Here is a 12,412-nt window from a genome sequence, read left to right on the forward strand (position 1 = left end):
GCACTTCAATCGGGGGCGGATATGAGCGTGCTGGTGGTGGGCAGCGTCAACGCTGATCTGACGGTCCGGGCCCACCGCATTCCCGGTCCGGGCGAGACCGTGCTGGGCGGAGACACGCGGACCTCCCCGGGGGGCAAAGGGGCAAATGGCGCAGTAGCGGCGGCCCTGGCTGGCGCGAAGGTGTCGATGGTGGGGGCAGTGGGTGACGACGCCTTTCGTGAAGTGGCCCTTTCCGGGCTGAGGCGGGCGGGCGTGGACCTGGGCGGCCTGCAAACCCTGGACGCCCCGACGGGTCTGGCCCTGATCACGGTCTCAGACGCGGGCGAGAATGCCATCACTGTGGCGAGCGGCGCGAATGCCCGCCTCACGCCGGACCACCTGCCCGCCGATTTCAGCCCCTTCACACACCTGCTGCTGCAACAGGAATTGCCGCCAGAGATCACTCTGGAAGCGGCCCGGCGTGGGTCGGCTGCGGGGCTGACCGTTGTCCTGAACGCGGCCCCCACTCGCGACACTGCTCCAGAACTGCTGAGTCTGACCGACCATCTGCTTGTCAACGAACATGAACTCGCCGCGCTGGCTGGAGGGGGAGAGTCAGAGACCAGTGCCCGCGCCTTGCTGGCCCGTGGGCCGCGGGCTGTGACCGTTACGTTGGGCGGCGCGGGGAGCCTGACCGTCACCGCGGGGGGGACGTACCGCCTTCCCGCGCACCCGGTCCACGCGGTGGATACCACCGGAGCGGGTGACACTTTCTGCGGCGTCCTGACGGCGCGGCTCTCGCACGGTGAAGAACTGGCAGTGGCGTTGCGCTGGGCCGGCATTGCCGCTGCCCTGACCTGTACCCGCCCCGGCGCGCAGGACGCCATGCCCACCTGGGCCGAAGTTCAGCGGGAGAGTGAACGCTTAGATGTGGTTCCTGCCCCGGTCCCCTGTTAGCCTGCCCCCATGCGTTACCGGATTTTCACCGAACAGGACACTGACGCGTTGCAGGCGCTGGACCTGACTGTGCAGCGGCACCTTGATCCCGCCTTCGATTCACTGCCCGAACGCGAGCGCGAGGGCCGCCTGAGCACCAGCCTACCTGCGCTGAAGTTCTACGAACGTAGCGAGCATTCGTTCGTGGCCGAGAAGGAAGGGCAGATGGTGGGGTTCATCTTTGCGCAATCGGTGTGGCAGGGGGACAAGCCGATCGTGCTGATGCGGACCCTGAGCGTATCGCCCGGGGCCCCGACAGAAACGGCGCAGGGCCTGTTGCACGCCACCATCAAGAGTGCCTACGACACCGCCGTCTATGAGGTCCATTTCCCGATAACGCCCGGTCTGGAGGACACGGCGCGGGCCGAGGAGGCCGTCGTCCTCGGCGCGTACGCGGTGCGTCATCTGGGCAGCCGTCTGGAAACCTCGCCGGGTCAGCGGCTGACAGCCACCTCACACCCCGGTGGGGGTGGTGAAGTTTCCGGCCTTCCGGAAGTGGGGGGGAGCGCATAATGGCAGGCATGACCACTCCCGCCACCCGTGTGCTGCTGGGCGTTCGCGGCATGTCCCGAGACGCCGGGCAGACCGTTGCCGCCGCCCTGTCCGCCCTGCCCGGCGTCTCGAAGGTCACGCCTGACGACGGACAACTTGAGGTGCATTACGATCCATCGCAACTGACCGTCATGGATCTGGTGCGGGCGGTGCGCGGTCAGGGCTTCCTGGCCGGAATGCTGTAACCGTGGCGCTGGGTTACGTGGGGGTGCTGACCATGCGGCTGGAAATGCCGTGGGTGGGCAACCTCAAGGAAAAACGCGCCCTGGTGCGCCCGGTGGTGGAGCGCCTGAAAGTGCGCTTTCCCCTGACCGTCGCCCGTCTGGACGGTCTGGATGCCCATGACTGGGAAGTCATCGGCGTGGCGACCATCAGCAACGATTACGGCTGGGTCAAGGAAACCTTGAAAATGGCTGCCGACTATGTGGCCAGCGAGGGGCCATACCGCGTCACCTCTGAAGAAACCGAGATCACGATGATTGGTGAGGGCGATCTGGACGAGGACGAGTTGGAGGATTGAAGACTCCCGGCGCGTCATTTGACTGCGACGCGCCTACTGCCGGCTGTGGGCCAGTGGAATCATGGTCAATTGGGCCCAGCGTCTGCGCCTGGCCTCGATTACTGGGCGAAGCAGCCAGTTCCTCTCCGTCAGGGCTTCCACCCCGATTATTTCGCATCTTAGGAAACGATCTCCAGATCAGATTGGGGCAGAGAACGCACCACGGTACTGCCCCTCCTATCCTCCACGGCGGGCCATCAAGTTGTGTGCCCTCACCCGCGGCAAGCCCGTGTTAGCCTCGCCGCGTGATCGAACGTTACCTGACGCCCGAAATGAAGACCCTCTGGTCCGAGGCCAGCAAGTACCGCGCGTGGCTGCGCGTGGAACTGGCCGCGATGGACGCCCAGGCCGATCAGGGAGAAGTGCCGCGCGAGGCCCACACGGCGCTGCTGGAGCAGACCGCCGCCGATCCCATTGATGACGCCTTCGCGGCCCGCGTGGCCGAGATCGAGGCCGTCACCCGCCATGACATCGTGGCCTTTACCCGCGCCCTCAGCGAGCGCTACGGCGAGGAGGCTCGTTTCATTCATCATGGCCTGACCAGCACCGACGTGGTGGATACCGCCCAGAACCTGCTGCTGGACGAGGCTCTGGCGCTGATTCTGGCGGACGCAGGTGCGCTGCGCGAAGTCTGCCGCATACAGGCGCTGGAATATAGGCACACGCCCACGGTGGGCCGTACCCACGGCATCCACGCCGAGCCGATGACCTTTGGTCTGAAGTTCCTGAATTGGATGGCGGCACTGGACCGCGACTTGGAGCGTCTGACGGCGGCCCGGCGGCGTATTCAGGTGGTCATGCTCTCCGGTTCGGTGGGCACCTACGCCCACGTCTCCCCACAGGTTGAAGTGGAAGTCGCCCGCGCCTGGGGCTGGGAGGCGGCTCCCATCACCAACCAGACCCTGGCCCGTGACCGTCATGCCGAGGTGCTGGCGGCGCTGGCGATCTTCGGCACCACGCTGGAAAAGATCGCCGTGGAAATCCGCCATCTTCAGCGCTCGGAAGTCCGTGAGGCGATGGAGCCCTTCGGCAAGGGGCAGACGGGCAGTTCGTCCATGCCGCACAAGAAAAACCCGATTCTCACCGAGAATGTCACTGGCTTTGCCCGTTTGCTGCGCGGCTTCCTGGCGACGGGGCTGGAAAACGTGGCCCTGTGGCACGAACGCGACATCAGCCACTCCAGCGCCGAACGCGTCATCCTGCCCGACGCCACGAGCGCCGCCAGTTACGCCACCCGCCGCCTGACTGGCGTACTGCGTGATCTGGTGGTGTTCCCCGAACGCATGCTCAAGAACATGGATGATCTGGGCGGTCTGGTCTTTAGCCAGCGCGTGCTGCACGCCCTGATTGACGAGAAGGGCATGTCGCGCGAGGCCGCCTACGATCTGGTTCAGCGCCACGCCCTGAAAAGCTGGGAAACCGGCGAGGGCCTGCGCGAGTTGCTGGCCGCTGACCCGGAAAGCCCCCTGAATGCCACCGAACTGGACGAGGCGTTTGATCTGGCGTGGTACCTGCGCCACGTGGACGAGATCTACGGACGGTTCGGGATGTGAGTTGAAGCCACGCTCAGCTGATCAGCCGAAGCTCACCCTTCCCAGTCACGCGCGAAGATTTCCAGGCGGCAAAGTAGTCTTAGGCAGTCGCTTTCTGATGCTTTTTCGTGAACACCAAGGTGCAGTGCCCCGTCTCCTGGTTCAGCTCTGAGTAGAGCGACAATTTTATCGTTCCGCTTTTAGGGAAAGAGAGCAGAGACGCTCCCCTACTTATCTCACCGACCATCAATGCGGTGGTATCTTTCTTCGGCGCATCGATGAGAGTTGTAAATTTCAAGGTCTTGGCGGAAATGATGTCGGTGATGGGCGGCTGACCTTCGGGCTTGCCCGTGTACTGCCAGAGTTGACCTTTTCAACGGTAGCGAGGCGATGGGCGACGTGACAGCCGGGGCACAGGCCGCCAGGGAAGTGCCGAGCATAAAGACAATCCGTGTCGCCGTTGGAATGTAGAGGCAGCCGCCTCCCTGAGGTGTCACATTCCAGCATCCCGTATCCTGCCTGTATGGGATTTATTCTCCGGCTTCTGGTTAATGCGCTGGCACTGTATCTGCTGACGCAGGTGTATTCGGGCGTGTTTTTCGAGGGTGGCGCGGGGGTGGGCAGCGTGCTGATCGCCGCGCTGGTCATGGGCATCGTGAATGCGCTGATCCGCCCGGTGCTGCTGCTGCTCTCGATGCCGCTGACCGTGCTGACCCTGGGGCTGTTCACGCTGGTCGTCAACGGCGTGGTGCTGGCGCTGGTGGCGGCCATCACGGCGCTCAACACGGCGGGCTTCGGCGCGGCCATCGTGGGTGCCCTGATTCTGACCGTCATCTCCTGGCTGCTGGACGCGCTTGTGGGTGCGCTGGGCCTGGATGGCAAACGTGGCTGAAGGGGCCGCCCAGGTGCAGCCGCAGGTGGTCCACTCCCCGGAGGCCCTGCGCTCGGCGCTGAGTGGACGGGGCCGGGTGGGGCTGGTCCCGACGATGGGTTACCTGCACGATGGACACGCCACCCTGATGCGCCGCGCCCGGGAGGTCTGCGACGTGTTGGTGGTCAGCATCTTCGTCAATCCGCTGCAATTTGGTCCCAGCGAGGATCTGGCGGCCTATCCCCGTGACCTGAAGCGTGATCTGGGTGTGGTGGGTGAGGCCGGGGTGGACGTGGTGTTTATGCCGTCGACCGAGACCATGTACCCGCCGGCCTTCGACACCCGCGTGGTGGTCTCCGGCGTCAGCGAGGGGCTCGACGGTGCCTCGCGGCCAGGCCATTTCGTGGGCGTGGCGACGGTGGTTCTCAAGTTGCTGAATCTTGTGCGTCCTGATGTGGCTTTCTTCGGCGAGAAGGACTGGCAGCAGCTGGCCGTGCTGCGCCAGATGGTTCGTGACCTGAACGTTCCCGTCGAGGTGGTCGGCCTTCCCACCGTCCGCGCCCCGTCCGGGCTGGCCCTCAGCAGCCGCAACAGCTACCTGACGGCGGAACAGCAGGCACGGGCCGCCGTGCTGTCGCGCGCCCTGGCGGCGGTACGCAGTGCCTATGCGGCTGGTGAGCGGGAGGCCAGCAAGCTGCGCCAGACTGGCCTGGACGTGCTGTCTGAAGACCCTGAGGTCACGCTGGACTACCTGAGCGTCGTGGGCCGTGACATGCAGGAAAGAGAAGTTGTGGACAATGATCCCATGACCCGTGTTCTGGTGGCGGCCCGTATGTTCGGCGTTCGGCTGATCGACAACATGCCGCTGGTTTCCGTGCGCCCGGAGATGGATTCCGCGTGACCCTCGACGAGCTGCTGCAGGAGATGGTGGGCCGCCGGGCCTCGGACATCCACCTGCAAGCGGGCAGTCCGCCGATGGGCCGGGTGGACGGTCAACTGCTGCCGTTCGGGGCGCAGGCACTGATGCCTCCCGACACGGCGCTGCTGGCGCAGTCGTTGATGTCGCCGGAGCAATGGGACGATTTTTCCTACCGCAACGAGATGGACCTGGCCTACGGCGTCTCGGGGCTGGGACGTTTCCGCTGCAACATCTTCCGGCAGCGCGGCTCGGTGGGGATTGTCATGCGGGTGGTCACCGACGCGATCCCCGGCTTCGAGTCGCTGGGGTTGCCTGCCGGGGTGCTGCAACGTCTGGCTGAGTCCCCGCGCGGCCTGATTCTGGTCACCGGCCCCACCGGCTCGGGCAAGACCACCACCCTGGCGAGCCTGATCGATCACATCAACCGGACGTTTGCCTACAACGTCATCACGGTGGAAGACCCTATTGAGATCCTGCATAAGAATAAGAAGAGCATTGTCGTGCAACGCGAGATCGGCAGCGACACCCGCGATTTCCGCACCGCCCTAAAATACGCCATGCGTCAGGACCCCGACGTGATCATGATCGGCGAAATGCGTGACAAGGAAACGGTGGAAGCCGCCCTGAGCGCGGCTCAGACCGGGCACTTGGTTCTCAGCACGCTACATACGCAAGACGCCATTCGCAGCGTCAACCGTATCATCGACTTCTTCGCCCCCTACGAGCGCGATCAGATCCGCTTGCAACTGGCCGAGACGCTGGTGGGCATCGTCAGCCAGCGCCTGTTGCGCCGCTCGGACGGGGTGGGGCGTGTGCTAGGGCTGGAAATCATGCTGAACACGCCGCTGGTGCAGGAGTACATTAAGGACGAGGACAAGACCCCGCTGATCAAGGACGCCCTGATGGAAGACGACATCCGCGGCATGCACACCTTCGATCAGCACCTCGCGCAGCTGTACCACCACAATATGATCACCCTTGACGAGGCGATGGAAGCCGCCACCAGCGGCCACGAGCTGAAGCTGATGGTGACGCGTAGCGGTTTTGCCTATTGAACACGGTTCTTGCCTGAGAGGCAGACCATCACGTAAACCAGCCCCTGCTAAGTCACGCTGACCGTGCGTCGTTTAGACCTCTCCTCATTCAGGCAGAGAGGGTGCTACACTGTGAGCGTCAGATTGGCATAAGCGTAAGCAACGGGTTTCTCGTTCTCGTACCCCGGTTGTCCGAACCGTATCGGCACGTTCTGAGCGTGTTCCGTACCCATTCACGGACAAGAGTAGGGGCGAAAGGTAGGCGTACTCATGGCAGAAGTCATCCTGGAACACATCGACAAGATGTACGGCAGCAAGCAGCATGCGGTGAAGGATTTCAACCTTCATATCGAAGACCGCGAGTTCATGGTCTTCGTGGGGCCGTCCGGCTGCGGTAAGTCCACCACCCTGCGGATGATCGCGGGCCTGGAAGACATCAGCGACGGCATTCTGAAGATCGGCGACCGCGTGGTCAACGACGTGCCGCCCAAGGACCGCGATATCGCGATGGTGTTCCAGAACTACGCGCTGTATCCGCACATGAACGTCTACGAGAACATGGCCTTCGGCCTGAAACTGCGCAAGACGCCCAAAGAAGAGATCGAGCGCCGCGTCCGTGACGCTGCCAAGATTCTCCAGATCGAGCACCTGCTGGGCCGTAAGCCAAAGGAGCTGTCCGGCGGTCAGCGCCAGCGCGTGGCGATGGGCCGCGCCATCGTGCGCGAACCCGCCGTGTTCCTGATGGACGAGCCGCTGTCCAACCTCGATGCCAAGCTGCGCGTCGAGATGCGTTCGCAGATCAACCAGCTGCACCGCCGCCTGGGCGCCACCATTGTTTACGTGACCCACGATCAGGTGGAGGCCATGACGCTGGGCAACCGCATCGTGGTCATGCGCGACGGCCTGATCATGCAGGTGGACACGCCCATGAACCTCTACGACTTCCCACAGAACAAGTTCGTGGCGGGTTTTATCGGCAGTCCCAGCATGAACCTGATCAACGCCCGCATCCAGAATGGCCAGTTCGTGGTCGGCAATGACCGCGTGGACGCGATGGGCAAACTGGCGCAGAGCCTGAAGGCCTACGAGGGCAAGGAAGTCTCGATGGGGATCCGCCCCGAGCACATCGGCCTCGTCGGGCTGACCGAAACGCCGGTGGGGACCAATGTGCTGCACGGCAAAGTGGTGGTTGTCGAGCCGCTGGGCGCGCAGACCGACCTGATCGTGGAGGTCGCTGGACAGGACCTGACGGTCAAGGTGGAAGGTCAGGCGCTGGTACAGCCCGGTGACGACATCGAACTGGTTATCGATCAGACCCGTCTGCACGCTTTCGATGCCGCCACCGAACTGGCCATCGACCGGGGTAAAGCCATCGGCAAGCGCGGCCAGGCCGACACCCCGGACCTGGGCTACGAGTATCCTGGCGTGGCCAAAAAGGGCGCGGAAGCCATGCTGAGCAAAGAAGCCAAGGAAACCATCATCGTCAGCAGCGACTGATTCCAAAGTCAATCAACCAACAAGGGCCGGAGGCGTGATCGCAGTCCGGCCCTACTCGTTGATGGGCTCCCCGTGAGGTCAGCCGTGCACGTCCCGATTCTCGAAGATGGGCGCGGCGATCCAGACCAGCGCGGCCCCCAGCAGCAGGCACACCAGCAGCGGCGTGGGGGTGACCGTGTGTTCCAGTGGCAGATCGCTCAGCGCGTATTTCCAGGGGTTGAGCCAGGCCAGCTCACTCAGGAAAGGCACTTGGGAGGTCACGCTCTGCACCACCACCAACCCGACGCCCAGGCCCGCACCGATACCGACGGCCAAGCCAGGCCGGCCCGTCGCCGCGCCGATAGCCAGGGCCAGGGCACCGAAGAGCCACGCGCCCAGGGTGTGCAGGGCCACCGTGACCAGCAGCCGTCCAGCGGGAAGTGGGGCCTGAAACACCTGTCCGGCCAGCCAGATACTCACAAACAACACGGCCCCCAGAACCAGCAACATGGTGAAAAGTGCCAGGGTGCGCCCCAGCAGCAGCGTGGCGCGCGGCAGCGGCTGTGCCAGGGGGAACTCCAGCCAGCCACGCTCCTCCTGGCCCGCGATCAGCGCCGAACCCTGCAGCGCCGCGAACAGGGTCAGCAGGATGGGCATCAGGCTCAGCAGTTTGCCGCCCACATACCCGGCGGGCGTGCCCAGATTGTCGCCGGCCAGCGCCCGCAACGATTCGGGCAGGCTGTTCATCAGGTCACCCAGAGCCGCGTTGCCTTTGAGCATGGGGAAGAAGGCCAGCAGCATCACCGTGTACAGGGCAAGCCCTACGGCCCACCACAGGAGGCTGCGGCGCGAGTCCTTCAGGGTCTGCGTCCACGCTTCAAGCCACATGGGGCACCTCTGCGCGTGCCGGTTCGCTGCGGTACTCATCCATGAAGGCGTCCTCCAGCGTGGATGGCGTGAGGCTCAGCGAGGTCAACGACTCGCCGGCCAGCGCCCGGATCAACGGGTCGGGGCCGCCGCGCCATTGTCCCCGGAACTCCAGCCCGTCGGCCACGCCCCCGCTCATGCCGTCCAGCGCAGCGAGATCGACGGTCGGGGGCCGGGCAAAACGTAGCGCCACCTGCTGCGGCAGGCTGGCTTTCAGCGTCTGAACCCCCTCCACCCGGATCAGCTCACCGCGCCGGATGATGCCCACCCGTCCAGCGATGCGCTCGATCTCGCTCAGGACGTGGCTGGACAGAAAGACCGTGCGGCCCTCGCTCTGCGCCTCTCTGAGCAGGCCGAGCACCGTTTCCTGCACCAGCGGGTCCAGGCCATCTGTCGGCTCGTCCAGCACCAGCAGATCGGGACGGTGCATCAATGCCAGGGTCAGCCCCACCTTCTGGCGGTTGCCCTTGCTCAACGTGCCCAGCCGGGCGTCCAGCCTCAGCTCCAGTCGCCGGGCCACCTCCAGCCCGTAAGCGTTACTGGCCCCGCCGCGCAGCCTGCAACTGCGGCTCATCAGCTCGCGGGCCGTGTGGTCCCGGCCCAGGTGAACCTCGCCGGGCAGGTAGCCCACCCACCTGTGGACCGCCACACGCTCCTGCCAGATGTCGTGGCCCAGGATGCGACCGCTGCCGCCACTGGGCCGCAGAAAGCCCATCAATGTACGGATGGCGGTGGTTTTGCCTGCGCCGTTCGGGCCGATAAAGCCGAAGACCTCACCTGCCGCCACGCTCAGATTCAGCGCCTGCAGTCCCACGCCGGGGGCGTACAGCTTGCTCAGGTCGGTGGTTTCGATGGCGTTCATGACCTCTCCTCCTGGTTGATCCGGTGCCACTCTTCCAGCACGGCGGGGAACAGGCGCAGCCAGTGGCCGTAGAAGCGCTGCATCTCACGCAGTGGGGTGGCCTCGGCTCCCGGTGGCAGCGCCCGCAGGCCATCGGTGGCCAGATCATGCAGGGTCTGCAACTTGCGGTTGCCCTGCTCGGTCAGGGTGGCCCAGGCATTGGGGCGCACCCGGAATCGGTCGGCCCGCTCGCCGGGATTGGGCGCTCGTTCGGCCAGGCCCAGCAGGATCAGGTGCTTGACTGCCCCGCTGATACCCGCCCGGCTGGCCTGGAGTCGTTCGGCCAGTTCCGCAGGGGTCAGCCCGCCTGCCGGGGCCACCAGCAGTGCCCCCAGAACCCGTCCCGCTGCACGCGGCATGCCCACCATCTCAAACAGCAGGCCCGCCCGTTCCGTGAACTGCTCGCTTTCGGCAGTAGGGGCAGCAACGTCAGGAGCTGGTGGTGTGTCTGACATGACTAAAGTGTAAGACATTTCAGTCATAACTGAAATTACATTGGAAGGCCTCCGAGAATCAGACGAGTGTCCCTGGGAACGTGACCCACGTCTGCTACCTCTCTGCCACGAATCTGCTAAAATCTTCGTTTGGGTGTCCCGCCCACTCGCAGCCAGTCTGTCTGGCGCAGCATTTGAGGTGGGCTTTTTGAGGTCGGTCCTGGCACCCATCGCGCTTCTTAAGGTATGCGGCGCAGACCGGCAGCACCACACAAACAACAGAACCTGTCCTTCCACCGCCTCTCCCGGCGGGCAGTGCCGGGCAGAAGAGAGGCAAGACTATGGAATACCGGAACATCGCTATCATCGCGCACGTCGATCACGGCAAGACCACCCTGGTGGACGCACTGCTCCGTCAGACCCTGAAACTCGGGCACGGCGAGGAGATCGCCGAGCGGGCCATGGACAGCAACGATCTGGAAAAGGAACGTGGCATTACCATTCTCGCCAAGAACACTGCGGTGGAATACAACGGCGTGAAGATCAACATCGTGGACACCCCCGGCCACGCGGACTTCGGCGGCGAGGTGGAGCGCGTTCTGGGCATGGTCAACGGTTGCCTGGTGCTGGTGGACGCGGCGGAAGGCCCGATGCCCCAGACCCGTTTCGTGTTGCGCAAGGCCATTGAACTGGGCCTCAAGCCCATCGTGGTCATCAACAAGATCGACCGCATCGACGCGCGCCCTGAAGAAGTGGTCAACCTGACCTTCGACCTGATGGCCGAACTGGGCGCCAACGACGATCAGCTCGACTTCCCGATCCTGTACGCAATTGCCCGTGAAGGCAAGGCGTTCCGGGACCTGGACAACCCCCAGGAAGACATGCACGAGCTGTTCGAGATGGTGCTGGAGCACATCCCTGCCCCACCTGCGGATCTGGAAGCCCCTTTCCAGATGCTGGTGACCAATCTGGATTACTCCGAGTACCTGGGGCGCATCGTGCTGGGCCGGGTCCAGCGCGGCACGGTCAAGAAGGGCGAATTTGTGCAGCTGATGCACAAGGACGGCACCATGACCAAGTCACGCGTCGTCCAGCCGTTTACGCACATGGGACTGCGCCGCATCGAGGTCGACGAGGTCAGTGCGGGCGACATCGTGGCGCTGGCTGGGATCGAGGACGCGCAGATCGGCGAGACCGTGGCGGATCTGGCCGACCCCGAAGCGTTGCCGATCATCACCGTGGACGAGCCCACGGTCAGCATGACCTTCCAGCCGAACACCAGCCCCTTCGCTGGCAGGGACGGCAAGTACGTCACCAGCCGTCACCTGAATGACCGCCTGAAGCGTGAGGTCATGACCAACGTCTCGTTGAAGGTGGATGAGGTGCGCCCCGACGAGTTCATCGTTTCCGGGCGCGGCGAATTGCACCTGAGCATCCTGCTGGAGACCATGCGCCGCGAGGGCTATGAGGTCCAGGTCGGCAGCCCGCAGGTGATCGTCCGCGAGATCGACGGCGTCAAGCACGAGCCGGTGGAACATTTGGTCATCGATGTGCCGGAGCAACACGCCAGCACCGTGATCGGTGTGCTGGGCGCGCGCAGGGGCCAGATGGTCAACATGGAGCCGCAGGGCAGCCGCAGCCGCGTGGAATTCAAGATTCCGAGCCGCGCGCTGTTCGGTTTCCGCACCCAGTTCCTGTCCATGACCCAGGGCGAGGGCATCATGAGCCACGTGTTCGACGGGTACGCGCCGTGGGCCGGCGACATCAAGATCCGCCAGAACGGTTCGCTGGTCAGCATGGAAGACGGCCCAGCCTTCGCGTACTCGATCTGGAAGCTGCAGGATCGTGGCTCGTTCTTCATCGACGCCGGTGCGGAAGTTTACGTCGGCATGATCGTGGGTGAAAATGCCCGCGAGCAGGACATGAACGTCAACGTCTGCAAGAACAAGAAGCTGACCAACGTGCGTTCCAGCGGCGCAGACGAGGCCCTGACCCTGACCCCGCCGCGCCGGATGAGCCTGGAAGATGCTCTGGAGTACATCGGCAGCGATGAACTGGTGGAACTGACGCCGCACAACATCCGCCTGCGGAAGAAGGTGCTGAACCCCAGCTTGCGGAAATAATTCCGAGTCGCTTTTAAAAGCGAGGCCCCCGCTTCCTTTCCAGGAGCGGGGGCTTTTGGGTGTGGTGCTGATCTTTGTGGTCTCTGGTCCCCGCCTCTCTTGCAGGAGG

13 protein-coding genes are annotated in these 12,412 nt (G+C 64.2%); 10 read left to right on the top strand and 3 right to left on the bottom strand.

The window, feature by feature from the left end:
• Positions 1–21: 21 nt before the first annotated feature.
• The 9 genes from HNQ08_RS06415 to HNQ08_RS06455 all read left to right on the top strand — a co-directional run bounded on the left by HNQ08_RS06415 (position 22) and on the right by HNQ08_RS06455 (position 7,939).
• Positions 22–936, top strand: coding sequence for a ribokinase (locus HNQ08_RS06415; protein ID WP_184128632.1), 915 nt, complete (start codon positions 22–24; stop codon positions 934–936).
• 9 nt (positions 937–945) lie between these two features.
• Entirely contained in the window at positions 946–1,488 is a 543-nt protein-coding gene (locus tag HNQ08_RS06420) for a DUF1999 domain-containing protein (RefSeq protein WP_184128635.1), read from the top strand.
• Positions 1,488–1,712, top strand: coding sequence for a heavy-metal-associated domain-containing protein (locus HNQ08_RS06425; protein WP_184128638.1), 225 nt, complete (start codon positions 1,488–1,490; stop codon positions 1,710–1,712). Before HNQ08_RS06420 ends, HNQ08_RS06425 begins: the two co-directional genes overlap by 1 nt.
• Positions 1,713–1,714: 2 nt before the next feature.
• Positions 1,715–2,047, top strand: coding sequence for a DUF503 domain-containing protein (locus HNQ08_RS06430; protein WP_184128641.1), 333 nt, complete (start codon positions 1,715–1,717; stop codon positions 2,045–2,047).
• Positions 2,048–2,331: 284 nt separating this feature from the next.
• Entirely contained in the window at positions 2,332–3,639 is a 1,308-nt protein-coding gene (gene purB / locus HNQ08_RS06435) for an adenylosuccinate lyase (RefSeq protein WP_184128644.1), read from the top strand.
• A 502-nt stretch (positions 3,640–4,141) separates the two neighbouring features.
• Positions 4,142–4,510: a phage holin family protein gene (locus tag HNQ08_RS06440; RefSeq protein ID WP_184128647.1), complete on the top strand. Its 369-nt coding sequence runs from the start codon at positions 4,142–4,144 to the stop codon at positions 4,508–4,510.
• A complete protein-coding gene (gene panC / locus HNQ08_RS06445) occupies positions 4,494–5,390 on the top strand; it encodes a pantoate--beta-alanine ligase (RefSeq protein WP_184128650.1) in 897 nt (298 codons plus the stop codon). Before HNQ08_RS06440 ends, panC begins: the two co-directional genes overlap by 17 nt.
• A complete protein-coding gene (locus tag HNQ08_RS06450) occupies positions 5,387–6,463 on the top strand; it encodes a PilT/PilU family type 4a pilus ATPase (RefSeq protein ID WP_184128653.1) in 1,077 nt (358 codons plus the stop codon). The genes panC and HNQ08_RS06450 overlap by 4 nt, the downstream gene beginning before the upstream one ends.
• A 249-nt stretch (positions 6,464–6,712) precedes the next feature.
• Positions 6,713–7,939 (top strand): ABC transporter ATP-binding protein, encoded by a 1,227-nt coding sequence (locus HNQ08_RS06455; RefSeq protein ID WP_184128656.1) that lies wholly within the window; start codon positions 6,713–6,715, stop codon positions 7,937–7,939.
• A gap of 78 nt (positions 7,940–8,017) precedes the next feature.
• On the opposite strand, the gene HNQ08_RS06460 is transcribed toward HNQ08_RS06455, so the two are convergent.
• Genes HNQ08_RS06460 through HNQ08_RS06470 form a run of 3 tightly spaced genes read right to left on the bottom strand, consistent with a single transcriptional unit; the run spans position 8,018 to position 10,201 of the window.
• Positions 8,018–8,806: an ABC transporter permease subunit gene (locus HNQ08_RS06460; RefSeq protein ID WP_184128659.1), complete on the bottom strand. Its 789-nt coding sequence runs from the start codon at positions 8,804–8,806 to the stop codon at positions 8,018–8,020.
• Positions 8,796–9,707, bottom strand: a complete 912-nt coding sequence (locus HNQ08_RS06465; protein ID WP_184128662.1) for an ABC transporter ATP-binding protein — start codon at positions 9,705–9,707, stop codon at positions 8,796–8,798. The genes HNQ08_RS06460 and HNQ08_RS06465 overlap by 11 nt, the downstream gene beginning before the upstream one ends.
• The gene (locus HNQ08_RS06470) at positions 9,704–10,201 is read right to left on the bottom strand and encodes a GbsR/MarR family transcriptional regulator (RefSeq protein ID WP_221284007.1); all 498 of its coding nucleotides are present in this window, start codon (positions 10,199–10,201) and stop codon (positions 9,704–9,706) included. The genes HNQ08_RS06465 and HNQ08_RS06470 overlap by 4 nt, the downstream gene beginning before the upstream one ends.
• Before the next feature lie 320 nt (positions 10,202–10,521).
• On the opposite strand from HNQ08_RS06470, the gene typA reads away from it, so the two are divergent.
• The gene (gene typA / locus HNQ08_RS06475) at positions 10,522–12,303 is read left to right on the top strand and encodes a translational GTPase TypA (protein WP_184128665.1); all 1,782 of its coding nucleotides are present in this window, start codon (positions 10,522–10,524) and stop codon (positions 12,301–12,303) included.
• Positions 12,304–12,412: the final 109 nt, after the last annotated feature.

Source organism: Deinococcus humi (assembly GCF_014201875.1).
Taxonomy (GTDB): domain Bacteria; phylum Deinococcota; class Deinococci; order Deinococcales; family Deinococcaceae; genus Deinococcus; species Deinococcus humi.

Coding starts and splice junctions, on each gene's coding strand:
- panC (WP_184128650.1), top strand. CDS start 4,494: ATGGCAAACGTGGCTGAAGGGGCCGCCCAGGTGCAGCCGCAGGTGGTC.
- HNQ08_RS06440 (WP_184128647.1), top strand. CDS start 4,142: ATGGGATTTATTCTCCGGCTTCTGGTTAATGCGCTGGCACTGTATCTG.
- HNQ08_RS06470 (WP_221284007.1), bottom strand. CDS start 10,201: ATGTCAGACACACCACCAGCTCCTGACGTTGCTGCCCCTACTGCCGAA.
- typA (WP_184128665.1), top strand. CDS start 10,522: ATGGAATACCGGAACATCGCTATCATCGCGCACGTCGATCACGGCAAG.
- HNQ08_RS06425 (WP_184128638.1), top strand. CDS start 1,488: ATGGCAGGCATGACCACTCCCGCCACCCGTGTGCTGCTGGGCGTTCGC.
- HNQ08_RS06420 (WP_184128635.1), top strand. CDS start 946: ATGCGTTACCGGATTTTCACCGAACAGGACACTGACGCGTTGCAGGCG.
- HNQ08_RS06460 (WP_184128659.1), bottom strand. CDS start 8,806: ATGTGGCTTGAAGCGTGGACGCAGACCCTGAAGGACTCGCGCCGCAGC.
- HNQ08_RS06455 (WP_184128656.1), top strand. CDS start 6,713: ATGGCAGAAGTCATCCTGGAACACATCGACAAGATGTACGGCAGCAAG.
- HNQ08_RS06465 (WP_184128662.1), bottom strand. CDS start 9,707: ATGAACGCCATCGAAACCACCGACCTGAGCAAGCTGTACGCCCCCGGC.
- HNQ08_RS06415 (WP_184128632.1), top strand. CDS start 22: ATGAGCGTGCTGGTGGTGGGCAGCGTCAACGCTGATCTGACGGTCCGG.